General features: G+C 62.7%; 18 protein-coding genes and 1 tRNA gene. 8 read left to right on the top strand and 11 right to left on the bottom strand.

Annotated features, from left to right (window positions below; translation table 11 throughout):
* The first annotated feature begins 25 nt into the window (after window positions 1-25).
* On the top strand, window positions 26-1,216 hold the full coding sequence (locus FH041_RS11105; protein WP_140174570.1) for an MFS transporter: 1,191 nt from the start codon (window positions 26-28) through the stop codon (window positions 1,214-1,216).
* A 136-nt stretch (window positions 1,217-1,352) separates the two neighbouring features.
* Window positions 1,353-3,485 carry a TonB-dependent siderophore receptor gene (locus tag FH041_RS11110; protein WP_140174572.1) on the top strand — a complete coding sequence of 711 codons (2,133 nt, stop codon included), beginning with the start codon at window positions 1,353-1,355 and terminating at the stop codon, window positions 3,483-3,485.
* Window positions 3,486-3,665: 180 nt separating this feature from the next.
* Here FH041_RS11110 and FH041_RS11115 read toward each other — a convergent pair.
* A tRNA-Ser gene (locus FH041_RS11115) sits at window positions 3,666-3,755 on the bottom strand.
* Window positions 3,756-3,953: 198 nt separating this feature from the next.
* Between FH041_RS11115 and FH041_RS11120 the strand changes: the two genes are divergently transcribed.
* From FH041_RS11120 to FH041_RS11130, 3 genes are all read left to right on the top strand, one after another.
* Window positions 3,954-4,643, top strand: a complete 690-nt coding sequence (locus tag FH041_RS11120) for a crotonase/enoyl-CoA hydratase family protein (protein ID WP_027914311.1) — start codon at window positions 3,954-3,956, stop codon at window positions 4,641-4,643.
* 102 nt (window positions 4,644-4,745) lie between these two features.
* Window positions 4,746-5,459: a 1-acyl-sn-glycerol-3-phosphate acyltransferase gene (locus FH041_RS11125; protein ID WP_027914310.1), complete on the top strand. Its 714-nt coding sequence runs from the start codon at window positions 4,746-4,748 to the stop codon at window positions 5,457-5,459.
* A 68-nt stretch (window positions 5,460-5,527) separates the two neighbouring features.
* Entirely contained in the window at window positions 5,528-6,499 is a 972-nt protein-coding gene (locus tag FH041_RS11130; protein WP_023535321.1) for a magnesium and cobalt transport protein CorA, read from the top strand.
* Between the two features lie 33 nt (window positions 6,500-6,532).
* On the opposite strand, the gene FH041_RS11135 is transcribed toward FH041_RS11130, so the two are convergent.
* Complete coding sequence (locus FH041_RS11135) at window positions 6,533-7,264, bottom strand: amidotransferase (RefSeq protein WP_104925941.1); 732 nt, start codon at window positions 7,262-7,264, stop codon at window positions 6,533-6,535.
* A 527-nt stretch (window positions 7,265-7,791) separates the two neighbouring features.
* Here FH041_RS11135 and FH041_RS11140 point away from each other — a divergent pair.
* Window positions 7,792-8,592, top strand: coding sequence for a cytochrome c (locus tag FH041_RS11140; RefSeq protein ID WP_028687840.1), 801 nt, complete (start codon window positions 7,792-7,794; stop codon window positions 8,590-8,592).
* Between the two features lie 30 nt (window positions 8,593-8,622).
* On the opposite strand, the gene FH041_RS11145 is transcribed toward FH041_RS11140, so the two are convergent.
* From FH041_RS11145 to FH041_RS11160, 4 genes are all read right to left on the bottom strand, one after another.
* The gene (locus FH041_RS11145) at window positions 8,623-8,955 is read right to left on the bottom strand and encodes a ribonuclease E inhibitor RraB (protein WP_023535326.1); all 333 of its coding nucleotides are present in this window, start codon (window positions 8,953-8,955) and stop codon (window positions 8,623-8,625) included.
* A 173-nt stretch (window positions 8,956-9,128) separates the two neighbouring features.
* A complete protein-coding gene (locus FH041_RS11150) occupies window positions 9,129-9,365 on the bottom strand; it encodes a hypothetical protein (RefSeq protein WP_023535304.1) in 237 nt (78 codons plus the stop codon).
* 138 nt (window positions 9,366-9,503) lie between these two features.
* Window positions 9,504-11,561 (bottom strand): LTA synthase family protein, encoded by a 2,058-nt coding sequence (locus FH041_RS11155; RefSeq protein WP_023535377.1) that lies wholly within the window; start codon window positions 11,559-11,561, stop codon window positions 9,504-9,506.
* 153 nt (window positions 11,562-11,714) lie between these two features.
* Window positions 11,715-11,906: a PLDc N-terminal domain-containing protein gene (locus FH041_RS11160; protein ID WP_027914307.1), complete on the bottom strand. Its 192-nt coding sequence runs from the start codon at window positions 11,904-11,906 to the stop codon at window positions 11,715-11,717.
* 130 nt (window positions 11,907-12,036) lie between these two features.
* Here FH041_RS11160 and FH041_RS11165 point away from each other — a divergent pair, with 130 nt between their 5' ends.
* Window positions 12,037-12,975, top strand: a complete 939-nt coding sequence (locus tag FH041_RS11165) for a ZIP family metal transporter (RefSeq protein WP_027914306.1) — start codon at window positions 12,037-12,039, stop codon at window positions 12,973-12,975.
* A gap of 31 nt (window positions 12,976-13,006) precedes the next feature.
* Here FH041_RS11165 and FH041_RS11170 read toward each other — a convergent pair whose 3' ends face one another.
* Together FH041_RS11170 and FH041_RS11175 are read right to left on the bottom strand one after the other, a co-directional pair.
* Entirely contained in the window at window positions 13,007-13,537 is a 531-nt protein-coding gene (locus FH041_RS11170; protein ID WP_104925940.1) for a hypothetical protein, read from the bottom strand.
* A gap of 60 nt (window positions 13,538-13,597) precedes the next feature.
* Window positions 13,598-14,131, bottom strand: a complete 534-nt coding sequence (locus tag FH041_RS11175) for an ankyrin repeat domain-containing protein (RefSeq protein ID WP_028687838.1) — start codon at window positions 14,129-14,131, stop codon at window positions 13,598-13,600.
* A gap of 271 nt (window positions 14,132-14,402) precedes the next feature.
* On the opposite strand from FH041_RS11175, the gene FH041_RS11180 reads away from it, so the two are divergent.
* On the top strand, window positions 14,403-14,675 hold the full coding sequence (locus FH041_RS11180) for a DUF3509 domain-containing protein (RefSeq protein WP_023535336.1): 273 nt from the start codon (window positions 14,403-14,405) through the stop codon (window positions 14,673-14,675).
* Between the two features lie 172 nt (window positions 14,676-14,847).
* Here FH041_RS11180 and FH041_RS11185 read toward each other — a convergent pair whose 3' ends face one another.
* The 3 genes from FH041_RS11185 to aroC all read right to left on the bottom strand — a co-directional run bounded on the left by FH041_RS11185 (window position 14,848) and on the right by aroC (window position 17,708).
* Window positions 14,848-15,384: an oxidase gene (locus tag FH041_RS11185; protein ID WP_028687837.1), complete on the bottom strand. Its 537-nt coding sequence runs from the start codon at window positions 15,382-15,384 to the stop codon at window positions 14,848-14,850.
* Window positions 15,381-16,535 carry an MFS transporter gene (locus tag FH041_RS11190; protein WP_028687836.1) on the bottom strand — a complete coding sequence of 385 codons (1,155 nt, stop codon included), beginning with the start codon at window positions 16,533-16,535 and terminating at the stop codon, window positions 15,381-15,383. Before FH041_RS11190 ends, FH041_RS11185 begins: the two co-directional genes overlap by 4 nt.
* Window positions 16,536-16,616: 81 nt before the next feature.
* A complete protein-coding gene (gene aroC / locus FH041_RS11195; RefSeq protein WP_028687835.1) occupies window positions 16,617-17,708 on the bottom strand; it encodes a chorismate synthase in 1,092 nt (363 codons plus the stop codon).
* Between the last annotated feature and the right edge of the window lie 77 nt (window positions 17,709-17,785).

Consider the following 17,785-nt stretch of genomic DNA (forward strand, 5'->3'; position numbering starts at 1 on the left):
TTCACTGCCCGTCACGAGAACCACCATGCACACCCCAACCCTCAGCCGTGCCCTGATTCTGCTGATGGCCACGGCCACTGGCCTGGCCGTGGCCAGCAATTACTACGCTCAACCGCTGCTGCACAGCATCGCCCAGCAGTTCGGCTTGAGCACCGCCAGCGCCGGCAGCATCGTGATTGCCGCGCAACTGAGCTACGGGGCCGGCCTGTTGCTGCTGGCACCGCTGGGCGACCTGTTCGAACAACGCCGGCTGATCACCGTGATGACCGTGATCGCCACGCTTGGCCTCGTCATCAGTGCCTGTGCCCCCAGCCTGCCCTGGTTGATACTCGGCACCACATTGACTGGGCCGTTCTCCGTCGTGGCGCAGATTTTGGTGCCCATGGCCGCCTCATTGAGCGAGCCCAATCAACGGGGCCGTGCCATCGGCACCCTGATGAGCGGCCTGCTGCTGGGCATTTTGCTGGCGCGCACGGCCGCAGGCTTCATGGCCGAACTGGGCGGCTGGCGCAGCATCTACGTGCTGGCCGCGGTGCTGATGGCGATCACGGCCCTGGCGCTGCATCGTAGCCTGCCGGAGCATCACAGCCATGCAGGCCTGCGCTATCCCGCCCTGATTGGCTCCGTGTTCCGCCTGTTCATCGAAGAGCCGGTGCTACGCCTGCGCTCGCTGCTCGGCCTGTTGGCGTTCAGCCTGTTCGCACTGTTCTGGACGCCCTTGGCATTTCTGCTGGCCAACGAGCCGTATCATTACTCCGATGCGGTGATCGGCCTGTTCGGCCTGGCAGGTGCGGCCGGGGCGCTTTCGGCCAACTGGGCCGGTCGGCTGGCTGACCATGGCAAAGGCTCGCTGGGGACCACGGTGGGGCTGGTGGTCTTGCTGCTGTCCTGGGTGCCGCTGGGCTTTGCCGAGCAGTCCTTGCTGGCCCTGCTGCTGGGCGTGCTGATGCTCGACCTAGCCGTGCAACTGGTGCATGTGAGCAACCAGAACGCGGTCATCGCGCTGCGCCCCGAAGCGCGCACCCGACTCAATGCGGGCTATATCACGTGCTATTTCATCGGTGGCGCCTTGGGGTCACTGTTGGGCACGCAACTGTTCCAGCGCCAGGGCTGGCCAGGGATCGTGGTGGCAGGCCTGGTGATTGGCGCGCTGGCATTGGTAGTGTGGTGGGTGGCAGCGCGTAAAGCCAAACCCGAAGCCTTGGTGCGCCAATAGCCGTGCCTACGGGGGCTGCGTGGTGCGCAGCCCCCAAGTCGGGGCTCCCGGGCTTTTGTCCGCGCCCAATACCTGAAGCGACTGATACTATGCGGCCTTTTTCACGGCCTGTGCCGCGCCTTCAGGAGCCCCACGCATGCCCCCGCGTCACCCTCGCCTGCCCTTTCGCCTGCTAAGCCTGGGCCTGGCCTTGCAATGCCCTGCGGTGTTCGCAGACCACGGGGTGCAACTGGACCCGCTTGAGGTGTCTGATACCTACGGCAACGACGGCTACCAGGCACGTGAGGCTGCCGTAGGCAGCTTTCAGGCTGCCCCCCTGCTTGACACCCCGGCATCGATCAGCGTTTTCAGCCAGCCTTTGCTGGAGGATCGGCAGGTGCGCCTGCTCAGCGAAGTGCTGCAAGGCGACGCTTCGGTGGGGGAAAGCTACGCACCGGTCGGCTACTACGAAAACTTCAACGTGCGCGGCTTCGAGCTCAATGCCGCCAGCAGCTATCGCCTCAACGGGCATACCATGGTCGGTGAGCAGAACGTGGCCCTGGAGAACAAGCAGCAGGTGGAACTGCTCAAGGGTTTGTCGGGGCTGCAAAGCGGCGTGTCGGCGCCCGGGGGCCTGGTCAACTATGTGACCAAGCGGGCCGAGCCTGTGCGCCGGGTCACGTTGTCCACCAACGCGCAGGGCGAACGTTACCTGGCCACCGACGTCGGCGGCTGGTTCGGCGACCAGCAGCAGTTCGGCCTGCGGGTGAACCTGGCGCATGAGGACATTCGCTCCTATGTCGCGCATGCCGACGGCCAGCGTGATTTCGCGGCGCTGGCCTTCGACTGGCAGATCAGCCCGAACGCCACCTTTCAGTTGGACGCCGACTACCAGCACCGCCAGCAGCGCTCGGTACCGGGTTACCAGTTGCTGGGCGGCACGCGCCTGCCCCACGACGTAGACCCTGAGAACCACCTTGCCTACCAGCAGTGGGCCAAGCCTGTGCAGAACGATTCGCTCAACCTGGGCGGGCGCCTGGAGTACCGCTTCAGCGAGGCCTGGACAGGCACGGTCAGCGCCTCACGCAGCCAGGCGGTGATCGACGACTACAGTGCCTTTGCCTGGGGCTCTGGGGAAGGCGCCTTCTTCAGCAGCACCGGCGACTACGACATCTATGATTTTCGCAGCCCCGACGATACCCGGCGTATCGACGAGGCGCAGGCCACGCTCGATGGGCGCTTCGATGCGCTGGGCGTGGGCCACGCGTTGACCCTGGGCACCAGCGTCCAGCGCCGCACCTTGGACCAGCGTCCGTACTACAACGCGTGGCTCGGCACCGGCAACCTGGATGAAGCCGCGCCCGACCTTGCCCCCTCGGACCAACCCGTCGGCGCTCGCGAAAGGCGTCTGGATAGCCGCCAGTATGGGCTCTTCGTCACTGATCGGGTGACGTTCAGTGAACACTGGCAAGCCATCGTCGGCGCCCGGGAAGTGCGCCTGGATGAACGCACCTGGGATGAAACCGGCACCGCCGGGCGGCACACTCGCCAGTATCAACTGCTGCCCAACGCGGCGCTGGTCTTCAAACCTGCACCAGACACGACGCTCTACGCCAGTTACGCCAAAGGCCTTTCGGCGGGCGGCACTGCACCGTGGTTTGCCCGTAACGCTGCGCAGATCCTTGCGCCCACCCTCTCGCACCAGCTGGAAGTGGGCCTCAAGCATGACTGGGAGGCGCTGAGCGTGAGCGCTGCGTTGTTCCAGATTCGTCAGGCGTACCAGTACGCCCGCCCTGACGGCGACGGCGCTTTCACCTATGTGCAGCAAGGCCAGCAGAAAAACACGGGGCTGGAACTCGGGGCCAGCGGTTGGGTGACCTCCAACTTACAGTTGCAGGCCAGCGCGGCCGCCATTCATGCGCGGGTGGTCGGCAGTGGTACGGCTGAGCGTGAGGGGCACCAGGCCATCAACGTGCCAAGGTTCCGGGCAGCCCTGCAGGCGCAGTACACCCTGCCGGTGCCAGGGCTGGCGATACTGGGCGGGGTACGCTACAGCGCCCGCAAGTACGCTGATCATGCCGGCAACGTGGCGGTGGGTGGGTATACCGTGTTCGACCTGGGCGGGCGCTACCAGACGCGCGTCGGGGGGTATGACACGGCGCTGCGGCTGACAGTGGACAACGTCTTCGACAAGCGTTATTGGCGGGATGTGGGGGATTATCTGGGGGATAACTACCTGTTCCAGGGGGCACCGCGTACGGCACGGTTGTCGGCTTCGGTGAGTTTTTGAGTTGTAGTGGCTGAGATTACTCGCTTCGCAGCAGGAATCGCCGGGGCCGCGGCGCGGCCCCGGCGATTACCGCTGCAAAGCTGCAGCCCGTGCCTCACACACCGTCGGCAGCGCCATCAATAAACACCCCAAAAACAAAAAGCCCCCATGCTTTGCAGCACAGGGGCTCTTCGTAGAATGTGGCGGTGAAGAAGGGATTTGAACCCTTGATACGATTTCTCGTATACACACTTTCCAGGCGTGCTCCTTCGACCACTCGGACACTTCACCGTTTCTCTTCAAGCCGTATGGCCTGTCGAGGTGCGCTAATTTAGTGAAAGACGTTTCCTTTGGCAAGCATTTTTTTCAGTTTTTTCATGCATTTGCATCTCGCCGTCGGCAGCGCCTGACTGGCCAGTCAGCCTTGCTGCTTTACCTGGCCTGCGCTGCTGGGTAACGTCGGCGCCACGCCAACAAAAGGACTCTGCCATGAGCGAGCTGATCACCTACCATGCCGAAGACGGCATCGCCACCCTGACCCTGAACAACGGCAAGGTCAATGCCATCTCGCCGGACGTCATCGACGCGTTCAATGCCGCGCTCGATCGCGCCCTCGAGGCCCGGGCAGTGGTGATCATCACCGGGCAGCCGGGCATTCTGTCGGGCGGCTACGACCTGAAGGTCATGACCCGCGGCCCCAAAGAGGCCATAGCGCTGGTCACCGCAGGCTCCACCCTGGCGCGCCGCCTGCTGTCGCATCCGTTTCCAGTGGTGGTGGCCTGCCCAGGCAACGCCGTAGCCAAAGGGGCGTTCCTGCTGCTGTCGGCCGACTACCGCATTGGCGTCGAAGGCCCGTACAAGGTGTGCCTGAACGAAGTGCAGATCGGCATGACCATGCACCATGCCGGGATCGAACTGGCCCGTGACCGTCTGCGCCGCTCGGCCTTCCACCGCTCGGTGATCAACGCCGAAGTGTTCGACCCCCAGGGGGCGGTGGATGCAGGCTTTCTGGACAAGGTGGTGCCCGCCGAGCAACTGATGGAGACCGCCTTGGCTACAGCGCAAGCGCTCAAGCAGCTGAACATGCTGGCCCACAAGAACACCAAGCTCAAGGTCCGCAAGGGCCTGCTCGAAGCCCTGGACAAGGCTATCGAGCTGGACCAGCAACACATGGGGTGACCTCACCACCTGCACAGATCGACCAGAGCGCCTCCACCAGGGTTTGCCCCGGCCAGTGCACAGTCGTACACTGCCGGGCGACTGTCTGGTGTGAGTCGTACCATGCTTTACGTTCTTCGCATGTTCCTGCTGGCGCTGCATTTTCTCGCCGTCGGCGCCGTGGGGCTGATCATTGGCCTGTGCCGCCCGTTCAACCCCGACAACAGCCGCGTGTTCGCCCGGCTCTACAGCGTGCCGGCTACCTGGCTCATGGGCCTGAAGGTCCAGAAGCAGGTGGGGCCTTTGTGGGACCAGCCACCGGGCTGCGTCATCATCGCCAACCACCAATCCAACTTCGACCTGTTCGTCCTGGGCCAGGTGGTCCCGCAACGCACCGTGGCCATCGGCAAGAAGAGCCTGGGCTGGATTCCGCTGTTCGGGCAGTTGTTCTGGCTGGGCGGCAACGTGCTGGTCGACCGCAAGAACGCCTACCAGGCCCGCAAGGCGCTGCAAAAGACCACCCGCGTCCTGCAGAACGACACCTCCATCTGGATATTCCCTGAAGGCACGCGTAACGCCAGTGAACAGCTATTGGCGTTCAAGAAAGGCGCATTCCACATGGCCATCGAGGCCGGGGTACCCATCGTGCCCGTGTGCGTGAGCCGCTATGCCCACCGGCTGAACCTCAACAGCTGGCGGCGCCGGACGGTGATCGTACGCTCCTTGCCTCCCATCGCCACCACCGGCATGACGCAACAGGACCTGCCTGCGCTGATCGAGCAGTGCCGCACCCACATGCAGCAGTGCATCGACCGGATGGAACACGAACTGCCCTGACCCGTTGCTCTCCCGCCCACTACAGCCCAAGCTGTAGGCCGTGTTCAACCACAAAAAAGCGGGCAATCATGGGGCGAGTCGTGGCAGCGGCGGTGTACAGCGCCGGTAGGAAGGTCACCAACATCAGTATCGATGAAGGCAGCGAATGGGCACGCAAGCCAGGCCACTTCGTCTGGATCGGGCTGGAGGAGCCCGACGCCGAAGCGCTGGCCAACCTGCAACGCCAGTTCAACCTTCACGAACTGGCCATCGAAGACGCTCTGGAGAAACACAGCCGGCCGAAGCTGGAAACCTTCGGCGACGCCTTGTTTATCGTCACCTATTCACCGGTACGCCAGCAGGGGCGGCTGGAGTTCATCGAAACCCACATCTTCGCCGGCAATGGCTACGTGATCACCTGTCGCAATGGCCATTCCAAATCCTATGCCCTGGTGCGCCAACGCTGCGAAGCGCGGCCGCTGCTGCTCGAACACGGCGAGGACTTCGTGTTGTATGCGCTGCTGGATTTCGTTACCGAAAACTACCAGCCCGTCAGCGAGGCGATTCATGGGGAGATCGAAGCGCTGGAGCAGAGCGTGCTCGGCGGATCCTTGCTCGAAGCCGACATCCGTCGCCTGCACAGCCTGCGACGCGATCTGCTGCGCTTGCGCCGCTACGTGGCGCCCATGGTGGAAGTGAGCGAGGAATTGCAGCGCCTGAGCTTTCCCTTCATCGACAAGAACATGCGCCCCTACTTTCGCGACGTCCAGATCCACGTCACCCGGCAGATGGAAGACCTGGCCGGGATTCGCGACATTGCCAGCCAGACCATCGAGATCGGCATGCTGCTCGAAGCGTCTCGCCAGAGCATCGTGCAGCGCAAGTTCGCCGCCTGGGCGGCCATTCTGGCCTTCCCCACTGCCATTGCCGGCATCTACGGCATGAACTTCCAGAACATGCCGGAGCTGAGCTGGCACTACGGCTATTACGTGGTGCTGGGGGTGATTGCGGCCGGATGCACAGGGCTGTTCGCCAGCTTCAAGAAATCCGGCTGGTTGTAACCAAGCAAGGGGCACCCGGCGCCCCCTGCCCTGTCAGGCCGCGTTGTGCTTGCTGGCCGGTTGCTGGATGAAGCGCAACATCCACTCGCCTACCACGTCACCCTGATGTTCGGTGGCGAGGCTGGCGACGGCCTTGTGGTAGACCTCATCGCCCAGATGCGCCTGTCGAGCGTCGAGCAGGGCCCGGGAGTAGTCATGCACGAACTCTGGGTGACCTTGGAAACACAGTACCTGATCGCCGATGCAATACGCCGCATTGGGGCAGAAATCACTGGATGCGATGACCGTGGCGCCTTTGGGCAATTCGGTCACCTGGTCCTGGTGACTGATCAGCAAGGTCAGCTCAGACACCTGAGGTTGCATCCAGGGTGCCCGTGCAGACAGTGAATAACGGTGCACGCCGACGCCCCAGCCCTGCTCGGCCCGCTCCGCCTTGCCACCCAGGGTCAGTGCCAGCAACTGGTGACCGAAACACACGCCCAGCAGTTTCTCACCCTGGTCATACAGCTTGAGCAGGTAAGCCTTGAGCGTCTGGATCCAAGGATCGGAACCGAACGAATCGGCTTTGCTGCCCGTCACAAGGTAAGCATCGAACGTGAGATCCTCTGCCGGATATTCACCGTTCATGACGTTATAGACGCTGAACTGTGCTGTGATCGGCTGACGGGCGAAGAGCTGCTCGAACATCCTGCCGTAGCCTTCGTACTGCGCCGTCAATTCCGGTCGCAGAACATCGGTTTCAAGGATGCAGATGCGTAACGACATAGGGATAGTCCTGAACGACATGGATGGAAAACAGCTATAGAGCGTGACGCGAAAGGCACGTACAAGCAAGAGGGTCGCGCAGACGAACGGTGCACGCAGGGTAGAGGCAGTACAAAAACAGCGAGCCTGTCTAGCTGAAGCCTATCAGCGCGATGGCTTGATGCTTTAAATCGAAATGCTTTATAGGCGTTGGTAGTTAGAACAAAGGGTTCTCAAGCCTGAATCGTGTACACCCTAATGTTGCAGGTATGTCCACATTCATGAGGCAAGCGGTACAGGTGCCGGTAGGGGCCATTGCGATCGACCCGACGTGTGACAAGGAAGCCAACGGGTATTGAGGAATAACAACAAGAAGGCGGTCCGCCATGTTCAGACAATCGAAACTTCGCCAAGCTGGGCTCATTCTTTTCGCGACCACGCTGTTGCTGATACTGCCGAACCTGACACGGGTGTTCGGTTAAGGCCAGTGGTAGCGGGAGCAGGCTGCATAGCGGTAACCTGCTGGCCCCTGATGGCCGGAGTATCCCATGCGCCCATGCATTGCCTTGGCAGCCCTGTTGTCATGCCTGCCGCTGTCGGCGGCCCAACTGCACCTTGAACTGGGCACTGGCCAAACACAGTGGAACAGCGAACAGCTGCTCGCGCATTCCCAGGCCAAAGCGGTAGATATCAGCGAGGACGTTTCCTATAAGCGCCCCATGCGCTATCGCGCAGTGCCCCTGGCGGTGCTGCTGGACGGTGTGGGGCCAGAAGACCATCTGCAGGCCATTGCAGCCGATGGCTTTGCGGCAGAAATGCCCGCTGGCCCTTTGCTTCAATCCGGCCCGGCGCAGGCCTGGCTAGCCGTTGAAGACCCGGGCGACCCATGGCCGCCCCTAAGCAAGGGCAAACCGAGTGCAGGGCCGTTCTACCTCGTGTGGACCGCGCCGCAAGCAAGCGGCATTCGCCCCGAACAATGGCCCTTTCAGATTTCCACGATCCGTAAGCTGGCGCCTGTCGAGCAGCGGTTTCCGGCGTTGCTGCCGGACCCGAAGCTGCCCAGCGGCAGTCCCGTGCGACAAGGCTTTGCACTGTTCCAGCAAAACTGCCTGGCCTGCCATCGCCTTAACGGTGCAGGGGATGCTCAGGTAGGACCTGATCTGAACGTGCCGCATAACCCGACCGAGTACTTCCAGCCAGGTTACCTGCGCAGGCTGATTCGGGACCCACAAAGCTTGCGGCAATGGCCCCAGGCGAAAATGCCGGGCTTTGCCCCAAGTGTGCTGAGTGATAAGGAACTCGATGCGCTGCTGGCGTATCTGCGGCACATGGCCACGCGCAAATCCTGAGAAAATTGGGCCGCAGGACGGCCCAATGGCCTAGGCCGTGAGGCGCTCGTGCTTGACCCCCCACCCCTCCACTTCGCCGCCATAAGGCGTGACCACCTGCTCGAAGGCCTCCTCGAAATCGCCAATGCCACCGTGGGTGGCGAACATGATTTTACTGAGTTCCAGGTGCCAGGCACCGTCATCGAGCTCGGTCACCTGAGCGTTGAGCGATTCGCCACGAAACTCCCCGGCTGCGCGACGCGCAGCGGCTTCATCCGGGAAAACGGCATAGAACTCGATAGGGTGAATCTGGGTGAAATCGAAACCGCCTGCCTTCATCTGGCGCAGGACGTTGCTGCTGATATCGTCGTGTTGGCTGCTCATGAATCGTCCTCCTGAATAACGCAGTGGATAGACTTTCCGTGCACGGGCACCTGCCCCAAATCGTCGGGCAGTTCGAGCTGATACAAGACGCGGGTGGGAACGGTGCCGCCTGCGCAGCCGGCGGGCACCTTCATGCAGCGTAGTGCCCAGGCGGACGCTACGCAAACCGTGAATCAGGGCGCCTCTTCAATGCTGGTGATGGTGACGCCGCTGTGTTCTTTCAGCCAGCGCGCCGTGGGGGAAACCGCGCGATCCTGAAAATCGTTGAGGTCCAGCTCATCCATGACCGGGAACAACCGCGTGCGGATGGCACGGGCGGCGTCTTCCTCGCTGGGGCGATGTTCTGCCTGCAGCACGATCGAGGTCGGTGCGCCTTTCTGGTCGGCAAAGATGACTTCCCACTCTTTCATCGAACGAGCCCTCTCAATCAAACGACACCTTACGCGATGCCTGAATAACTGACCTTGGCCCTTGGGGAATGTTCAGAAAGTTGAACACCCCCGACCAGGGCCGCCCGGGAGCGGCCCTGGTCGGGGATGTGGACACGGTTACTTCGGCGTGCCGTGCACTACCCCTGCCGTGTTGTCCAGCAAGCTCTTGGTGGCCGTCTGAATATAGGCTTCGAGCTGCTTGAGCAACTGCGGCTGGTCCGGGCTTTCGATGAGCTCGGCCTTGAACTCGCGACCCAACTGATAGCGGTACAGGCGCGGGGTCATGTCCTTGGACTCGATCAGGATACGGTCGCCCTGCACCAGGCCCACGATCTGCTCGCTGCCCGAAGGCTTGATCATGCCGATGCCTGGGTCGCCCTCAGGCAGGTTGAGCAAGTCGCGCCCCCAGCACTGATGGCGCGTCTGGCCGCCCAGGCGACCCATGATGGTCGGTACGATATCGACCTGGGTGCCCACGGTGTGGTTGACCGCACCGAACTTCTCCTGGATGCCTGGAGCGATCAGCAGCAGCGGTACGTTGAACCGTCCCAGGTCCAGTTCGGTGACCTGTTGATGGTTGCCGAAACCATGGTCACCCACAATCACGAACAGGGTGTCCTTGAAGTAAGGCTCCTTGCGCGCCTTCTCGAAGAACTGGCCCAGGGCCCAGTCCGAGTAGCGCATGGCCGTCAGGTGTTCGTCCAGGCGGCCTTGCCCGGTCACCTTCTCTACCGGCAGGTCCTTGGGCAGGGCGTACGGCGTGTGGTTGGACAGGGTCTGGAGCAAGGCATAGATCGGCTTTTTACCATCGTGCTTGGCCAGTTCCTGATTGCCGCGGTCGAACATGTCCTGGTCGGACACGCCCCACGTCGGGTCAGAGAACACCGGGTCGACGAAGTCCTGCCGGCCGATGAAGGTGGTCATGCCCTGGTTGCCGAAGAAGCCGGACTGGTTGTCCCAGGCGAAATCGCCGTTGTAGACGTACACGTCGTCGTAGTCACGGGCGCTGAGCAAGGCTGGCAGCCCGGACAGCTTGTGACCGCCCTCCGGGGTCTGCATCAGGTACTCGAAGCCTGGCAGGTTGGGGAAGCACGCCATGGTGGCGAACATGCCCTGGTGCGTGTGGGTGCCGTTGGAGAAGAAACGGTCGAACAACAGCCCTTCCTTGGCCAGCTTGTCGAAGTAAGGGGTGATGTTGTTGGGGCTGCCCAGCGCGCCGACCGAATGGCCCGCGAAGCTCTCCATCAGGATCACCACCACGTTCTTGATGGGCAGGGTGCCCTCGGCTGGCGGCACGAAATCGCGGCGCACGGCAGCTTCGTCGGCATCGACCAGGGTGTCATGGGGGGTCAGCAGCTGCTGGCGTACGGTCTGGGTCGCCAGATTCTGCTCCAGCACCGGCTTCCAGATGTTGGCGCGGTCCTCGCCAAAGCGGCTCTTGGCGGCGTCGATCAGGGTCAGGGTGCCGTTGAGGCCCAACTGGTTGACGAAGTTCGAGTCGGTGGTGAACGCGTCACCCCAGCGCATGGGCGGGCCCTGACGCAGGGTGCCACGGGCGGCGATCACGGCCACCAGCAGGATCACCATGAACACTGCCAGGCGGTAATACCAGGCAGCCACCGGCTGGGTCCCAATCCCGCGGGTCAGCCGGTCCACACCCTTGAACAGCAGGCTGAGCAGCCAGGTTCCGAACACCCAGGCCAGCAGGTAGCGCACCACTGGGAAGCCGTACCAGAGCATGCTCATGACGGTTTTGGGGTCTTCCTTGATGTACTGGAACACCAGGCCGTTCAGACGCTGGTGGAACTCGCGATAGAAGTCCAGCTCCATCAGGCCCAGGAACATCACCACGCTGGCGGTGAGCGTCAGCCAGAACCGGAACACACCCCGGCGGGCCATGGCCCAGGGGCTCAGCAGTGCCAGCAGCAGCGGTATACTGATGTACACCACCACCCGAAGGTCGAAGCGCAGGCCGTTGACGAACCCTTCGGCGACCGTGGCCGCTGGCGTGTCGCCAATCATGTCGCTGTTGTAGACCAGCAGTGCCAGGCGCACGAGGCTGAGCATCAGCATGATGACCAGCGCGCTGAGCAGCGTATAGGCCAGGTGGGATTTGAGGGTCGGCGAGAACGGCGCTCGCGCGCGCCGTTGCTTCAAGGCGTCCGGGTTGGCCATGAACAGGAAGGTCCTAGAAATGCGGTTTGCGAAGAAGGCGCTGGCGCAAGACCAGCGCGGCATTGTGCGGGTGCGGATTCTGTTTAATTCATTGTGAAAATTTTGTCACGGCCTGGATGCGCCTGTGGCGCCAGGGGTGTAGTTGTGCTGACTTCAAAGCCGGCCCGAGCCGCGCGGCCCGGCGATGGCCCAGATCACCAGCCCCACGACTGGCAGCAGGGCAATCAGGAGAATCCACAACACTTTTACGCCCACTTCGCGGTCGCTCTTGTAGACGTTGATGATGGCCCAGATATCCAGGGCAAGAATGATCAGACCTACCAGGCTGTTGAACATCGATCCCATACCGCGTACTCCAGTTGATGAGTGTATTGCTGCATAGCATAGCCCCCTATCGGTTCAATAGAAGGGAATCCTTGGCCTGGCCAGCAGGTCACTGCCTATGATGCATCGTCATTTCGATCAGAGGTTCTGCATGCCACCTGCCCACAGCCACAGCGCCACCCCGCCCTCGCCGTTCAGCGTGTGGCGGCAACAGATAGCCAACAACCCCTGGGTCGGAGCAGGCCTTGCGCTGAGCCTGGTGGCCGTCGTGATCCTGCTGGGTGCAAGCCTGTGGAACGCGGTCAACGGCGATCATTCCGAAAACCTGCACCTGGCCGCGCTCGGTGGCCTGTCCGGGTTTGGCGCCACCGCACTGGGCGCGGTGCTGGCCGTGGTTTTGCGTGATGTCAGTAGCCGTAACCAGGACGTGATGCTGGGGTTCGCTGCCGGCATGATGCTGGCGGCCAGTTCGTTTTCGCTGATCCTGCCGGGTCTGGACGCGGCGCGGGAAATCACCGGCAGTGGGCCGGGTGCGGCTTTGATCGTGGTCGTCGGCATGGGGTTGGGCGTGCTGCTGATGCTGGGCCTTGACCGTTTCACACCCCACGAACATGAACGCGTCGGCGTGGTTGGGCCAGAAACCGAACGGTTCAGCCGGGTCTGGCTGTTCGTGCTGGCCATTACCCTGCACAACTTGCCCGAGGGCATGGCCATCGGCGTGAGCTTCACCAACGGTGACATGAACATCGGCCTGCCACTGACTACCGCCATCGCCATCCAGGACATCCCGGAGGGCCTGGCCGTGGCGCTGGCGCTGCGGGCGACCGGGCTGTCCAACCTGAAGGCCGCACTGGTGGCGATTGGTTCAGGGGTGATGGAACCCTTGGGCGCGATCATCGGCCTGGGCATTTCCACCGGCTTTGCCGTGGCCTACCCCATCAGCATGGGGCTGGCGGCGGGCGCGATGATCTTCGTGGTGAGCCACGAGGTCATTCCTGAAACCCACCGTCACGGCCACCAGACCTCAGCCACGCTCGGCCTGATGGGTGGTTTTGCGGTGATGATGTTCCTGGACACCGCACTGGGCTGACAGCGCCGGTGTGCGGCCGTGTACGAAACGGTCAGGCGTGCAGGGCGATTTTCAGGGCCTCCAGGGCTGGCTCGGCCTTGATGCCGAGTTCAGCGGCCAGCGCCTGGACCCGTTCCAGATCCTGCTGGCCCACCATGACCATCTGCAACTCATCATCGAGCAACTGGCTGAAATCGAGCAGTACGTAGCCACCGGCTTCCTTGTTGAGCGCTCCCATCTGCACCTGGATGCGGTTGAGCGCAACGAGCGGTTCGGTGCGTGCCAGCTGCTTGGGCTTGAGCGTGAACGGCACGCTCTTGTCGAAAGAGTCGCTGATCTGCTGGAACAGCTCCTGATAAGTGTCGGCCTGGAATACCACGGTATCGGGCAGGCTGCCGAGCACTATCCATTCGCCCAGTGGGATGGGAAAGCTGTCGTCGTAGTTGATGTCGGGGTTGGCGACCAGGAAGGCGTCGGGGTCGGCGTAGGCCTGGGCAGCCTCGTCGGCAATGCGCTCGATGTCTTCTTCGCGCAGGCAGCCTGCACCGATGAGGCGGATGAATTCGAGCAGCTGAGTTTTCATGAGGGGGGGCCTGTGGCGATGGCAAAGTCGCCAAGGATAGCCGCAAACGCCCCCTGCCCGTTAGCCTGCCAGCGCTTGCAGGCGTGCGGTGGCGTCCACTGCGCCCATGGTCTGGGCTGCCATCAGTGCGTTGGCACCACGGGCATCTTGCAAGGCGGGGTTGGCACCCTGGGCCAGCAGGTACTCGAGGATCTCGACACGGTTGAACATGGCGGCCAACATCAGTGCCGTGCGTCCATCCTGGGCAGCGGCATCGACCGGTACACCGTTTTCCAGCAATAGGCGGATCATGGCCATGTCCCCTTTGAAGGCGGCACCGGCAATGGGCAACTGACCATTGTCGTTGGCGATCAGCGGATCGGCCCCGTGGCTGAGCAGCACCTGAACGGCGTCATGGTGGCCGTGGTAACTGGCCAGCATCAGCAGGGTGTCGCCCTTGTGATTACGCAGGTTCACCGGCAGACCGCTTTGCAGCAGGCGCTCCAGCATCGGGGCATCGCCTTGACGGGCCTTGTCGAATACTTGTGCGGCGAAGGCCGCCGCTTCATCGGTAGACATTTGAGCAGGCTGAGCGGGCGCAGTCTGGGTGGACATAAGGAACCTCCTGGTAGAAATCGTTGCCCAAGTGTTTGTCAGGCCCTTCCTGCGCGTCAAAGGTTCCGTTTCTATCGAGCCCATAGTGTTGATCGGCTCGCCGTGCAAAATGCACTGTGCAAAATGCATGACCTTGCAGCTTGCATGGAAAGCATTCTCCAAAAGTAGCCCAAGCCCCTGATTTTATTGGATTTTTTCTACACGCTGTTTCTGGCACGGTCGCTGCAATCTATCTAGACATCGATTGCCACACACCTTGTCAGGAGTAGTCATGAACCTTATCCAGGAAAAATTCGTCTCGGTGTTCCCTGCTTACCAAGTAGCGACTCAACCACGTCCTGACGGCGGCATCTTGCTGACTCTGCGTGCGGCCGACGGCAAGGTTACCCGCCGTGTACTGACCTACACCCAACTGCACAGCGCCGAGCAATTGTCCTGGGCCATCAGCGCCATCCGCCGTGACCTGGCCGAGCAAGCCAGCGAGCTGCCGGTGATTTCGATGCTGCAGAGCCAACAGCGTTTTGCGTTGCCGACGTATCGCTGATTCTTTCACTGCCCGAAAGCGACCATTCCAGGTAGGAGCGGCCTCGTGCCGCGATGGGCCGCACTGCGGCCCCAAGATTTCGGCGTAAAAGCTAATACCGCCGGGGCCGCTACGCGACCCATCGCGGCACAAGGCCGCTCCTACCCGGGCGTCACATGTCTTGGGCGCAATGCTACAGCTCGTCTATCCCCAAAAACGCTCGCGCGCTCGCATCGCCGGTGAAGATCGGCTGACTCCCCGCTTGCGCTGCAAATAGCCTGAACGCCAGGCAAAACGGCGCCTCACCCAGCTCAAGCCAGCGCCGCGTCCCCGCCGGCACGCGCAACTGGTCGCCCTTCTCACACATCACCGAATACACCCCAGCGCCCAGGCGCAAGCCGACCTGCACGCGTCCGCTCACCACAGCGATCACTTCGTTGGTCTCGAGCACATGCTCATCGCGCAGATCAGGGCCTTGCGCCTCGATGCCGTCACGGTTGATCACCGCATATGCCCGGCAGGCGTGCGTAGTCATCAGGTGATCCAGATGGGCTTGGCAAGCTTCCATCATCTCATCGTGCAAAGTGCCCGGACGCACCCGCAGCCCGTGCTCAGCCTGGGTCAGCGTCACCCCATGCTCGGCGAGCGCGGCCGTGATGTCTTCGGCGTGGGTCAGCACCTTGTTGGGCAACTGCGGGGTGGAGGGATCGAATACGCAGAGGATGCTCATCGTAAGGTCCTGTTCGGTTGCGAATGAAAGGCCATGATAACGGCTGCTGCCAGTGCTGCGGCGCTGGCCATACCAAAGGTGAGCCCAGGGCCCAGCATGTTCCAGCTGTAGCCGGCGTACAACGCGCCCAGGGCGCCGCCGGTACCCGACAGCGCGGCATACAGGGCCTGGCCCTGCCCCTGCTGCCTGGCGCCGAAACTGGCCTGTACGAAGGCGATGCTGGCGGCGTGAAAGCAGCCGAAGGTGGCCGCATGCAGCACCTGCGCGCCCACCAGTACGCTGGGCTCCGCCGCCAGGTTACCCAGCAACAGCCAGCGCACCGCGGCCAGTACGAAGCTTGCTAGCAGCACCCGGCGCACGCTGAACCGCGCGAACAGCCGGCTCATGAGCATGAACATCACCACCTCCGCCACCACCCCGAGCGCCCACAGCAGGCCAATGGCCGTTCGGCTGTAACCCAGGTGCTCCAAGTGCAGCGTAAGGAAGGTGTAGTACGGCCCATGGCTCAGTTGCATGAGTGCCACACAGGCATAGAACGCCAGGACCCCAGGCGCACGCAGCTGCATGAGGAAACCGCCGGCCGCCTGCCGCTCACCGTGCTCGACGGGCTGGGCATTGGGTACCCAGAGGCTGGCGGCCACGATACCCGCCATGATCAGAACCAGGGCCACAGGGTAGATGTCCAGGCTCAGCCACTCGAACAGGCGCCCAAGCCCCACCACGGTGAGGATGAACCCGATCGACCCCCACAGCCTTACCTGGCTGTAGCGCGACGTCTGGCCGTGCAGGTGCGCCAGCGTAATGACCTCGAACTGCGGCAGCACCGCGTGCCAGAAGAACGCATGCAAGGCCATGACCATCGCCAGCCAAGCGTAGCTCTTGCCGAAGAAGATCAGGCTGAACGTTGCCAGCGTGCACAGCGCCCCAAGCCGCACGATCAGCAGGCGCTGGCCGGTCCGGTCCCCTAGCCAGCCCCACAGGTTGGGCGCTATGCAGCGCATCAGCATGGGAATGGCCACCAGTTCGCCGATCCGCGCGGGCGAAAAGCCCAGGTGGTCGAAGTACAGCGCCAGGAACGGCGCCGTGGACCCCAGCAAGGCGAAATAGAAGAGGTAGAAACTGGACAATCGCCAGTAGGGTATTGGCTGCATGGGGTTGCCTTGGAAAGCAGGGCCTGCTGGCGGTGACTCAGCCGCTTGAGTCACCGCCGCGAGAAAACAGGCCCAGGTGGGTCAGAGCTGGCCCAGCACCGGCGTGCTCACCTTCACCTCGGCGTTCTGGGCACGGTGGCGCAACAGATGATCCATCAGCGCGATGGCCATCATCGCCTCGGCGATCGGGGTGGCGCGAATGCCTACACAGGGGTCATGCCGGCCTTTGGTGATCACGTCCACAGGGTTGCCGTCGACGTCCACCGAGCGGCCCGGCACGGTGATGCTGGAGGTGGGCTTGAGTGCCAGGTGGGCAACGATCGGCTGGCCCGAGGAGATACCACCCAGGATGCCGCCCGCGTTGTTGCTGAGAAAACCCTGCGGGGTCATCTCGTCGCGGTGTTCGGTGCCGCGCTGCGCGACGCTGGCAAAGCCTGTGCCGATTTCCACACCCTTCACAGCATTGATGCTCATCAGCGCGTGGGCCAGCTCGGCGTCCAGGCGATCGAAAATCGGCTCGCCCAGGCCCGGCATCACGCCCTCGGCCACCACGGTGATCTTGGCGCCTACCGAATCCTGATCGCGGCGCAGCTGGTCCATGTACGCCTCAAGCTCCGGCACCTTGCTCGGGTCGGGGCTGAAGAAAGCGTTCTGCTCCACCGAGTCCCAGGTCTTGAAAGGGATTTCGATCGGGCCCAGCTGGCTCATGTAGCCACGCACGGTGATGCCCTGGGTGGCCAGGTACTTCTTGGCGATGGCGCCGGCAGCCACGCGCATGGCCGTTTCGCGGGCCGAACTACGCCCGCCGCCACGGTAGTCGCGGGTGCCGTATTTGTGGTGGTAGGTGTAGTCGGCATGGGCCGGGCGGAACAGGTCCTTGATGGCCGAATAGTCCTTGGACTTCTGGTCGGTGTTGCGGATCAGCAGGCCAATGGAGCAACCGGTCGTGCGCCCTTCGAACACGCCCGAGAGGATTTCCACCTCATCGGGCTCCTGGCGCTGGGTGGTATGGCGGCTGGTGCCGGGCTTGCGCCGGTCCAGGTCACGCTGCAGGTCGGCGAGAGAGATCTCAAGGCCTGGCGGGCACCCATCGACAATGGCGACCAACGCCGGGCCATGGCTTTCGCCAGCGGTGGTGACAGTGAACAGCTTGCCGTAGGTATTGCCGGACATGGACGCTCCGCGAGATCTGCCTGAAGTGAACGAAAGCGGCAGTATACAGATGGATTGCCTGCCTGTGCGGGCCGGTT

It is taken from the genome of Pseudomonas sp. SWI7 (assembly GCF_006351945.1).
GTDB classification, from domain to species: Bacteria; Pseudomonadota; Gammaproteobacteria; order Pseudomonadales; family Pseudomonadaceae; genus Aquipseudomonas; species Aquipseudomonas fulva.

Excerpts from the sequence above, each read along its gene's own strand:
- FH041_RS11110 (WP_140174572.1), top strand. The coding sequence starts at position 1,353 with ATGCCCCCGCGTCACCCTCGCCTGCCCTTTCGCCTGCTAAGCCTGGGC.
- FH041_RS11140 (WP_028687840.1), top strand. The coding sequence starts at position 7,792 with ATGCGCCCATGCATTGCCTTGGCAGCCCTGTTGTCATGCCTGCCGCTG.
- FH041_RS11165 (WP_027914306.1), top strand. The coding sequence starts at position 12,037 with ATGCCACCTGCCCACAGCCACAGCGCCACCCCGCCCTCGCCGTTCAGC.
- FH041_RS11135 (WP_104925941.1), bottom strand. The coding sequence starts at position 7,264 with ATGTCGTTACGCATCTGCATCCTTGAAACCGATGTTCTGCGACCGGAA.
- FH041_RS11145 (WP_023535326.1), bottom strand. The coding sequence starts at position 8,955 with ATGAGCAGCCAACACGACGATATCAGCAGCAACGTCCTGCGCCAGATG.
- FH041_RS11185 (WP_028687837.1), bottom strand. The coding sequence starts at position 15,384 with ATGAGCATCCTCTGCGTATTCGATCCCTCCACCCCGCAGTTGCCCAAC.
- FH041_RS11160 (WP_027914307.1), bottom strand. The coding sequence starts at position 11,906 with ATGGGATCGATGTTCAACAGCCTGGTAGGTCTGATCATTCTTGCCCTG.
- FH041_RS11125 (WP_027914310.1), top strand. The coding sequence starts at position 4,746 with ATGCTTTACGTTCTTCGCATGTTCCTGCTGGCGCTGCATTTTCTCGCC.
- FH041_RS11170 (WP_104925940.1), bottom strand. The coding sequence starts at position 13,537 with ATGAAAACTCAGCTGCTCGAATTCATCCGCCTCATCGGTGCAGGCTGC.
- FH041_RS11155 (WP_023535377.1), bottom strand. The coding sequence starts at position 11,561 with ATGGCCAACCCGGACGCCTTGAAGCAACGGCGCGCGCGAGCGCCGTTC.
- FH041_RS11175 (WP_028687838.1), bottom strand. The coding sequence starts at position 14,131 with ATGTCCACCCAGACTGCGCCCGCTCAGCCTGCTCAAATGTCTACCGAT.
- FH041_RS11105 (WP_140174570.1), top strand. The coding sequence starts at position 26 with ATGCACACCCCAACCCTCAGCCGTGCCCTGATTCTGCTGATGGCCACG.
- FH041_RS11150 (WP_023535304.1), bottom strand. The coding sequence starts at position 9,365 with ATGAAAGAGTGGGAAGTCATCTTTGCCGACCAGAAAGGCGCACCGACC.
- FH041_RS11190 (WP_028687836.1), bottom strand. The coding sequence starts at position 16,535 with ATGCAGCCAATACCCTACTGGCGATTGTCCAGTTTCTACCTCTTCTAT.
- FH041_RS11180 (WP_023535336.1), top strand. The coding sequence starts at position 14,403 with ATGAACCTTATCCAGGAAAAATTCGTCTCGGTGTTCCCTGCTTACCAA.
- aroC (WP_028687835.1), bottom strand. The coding sequence starts at position 17,708 with ATGTCCGGCAATACCTACGGCAAGCTGTTCACTGTCACCACCGCTGGC.
- FH041_RS11120 (WP_027914311.1), top strand. The coding sequence starts at position 3,954 with ATGAGCGAGCTGATCACCTACCATGCCGAAGACGGCATCGCCACCCTG.
- FH041_RS11130 (WP_023535321.1), top strand. The coding sequence starts at position 5,528 with ATGGGGCGAGTCGTGGCAGCGGCGGTGTACAGCGCCGGTAGGAAGGTC.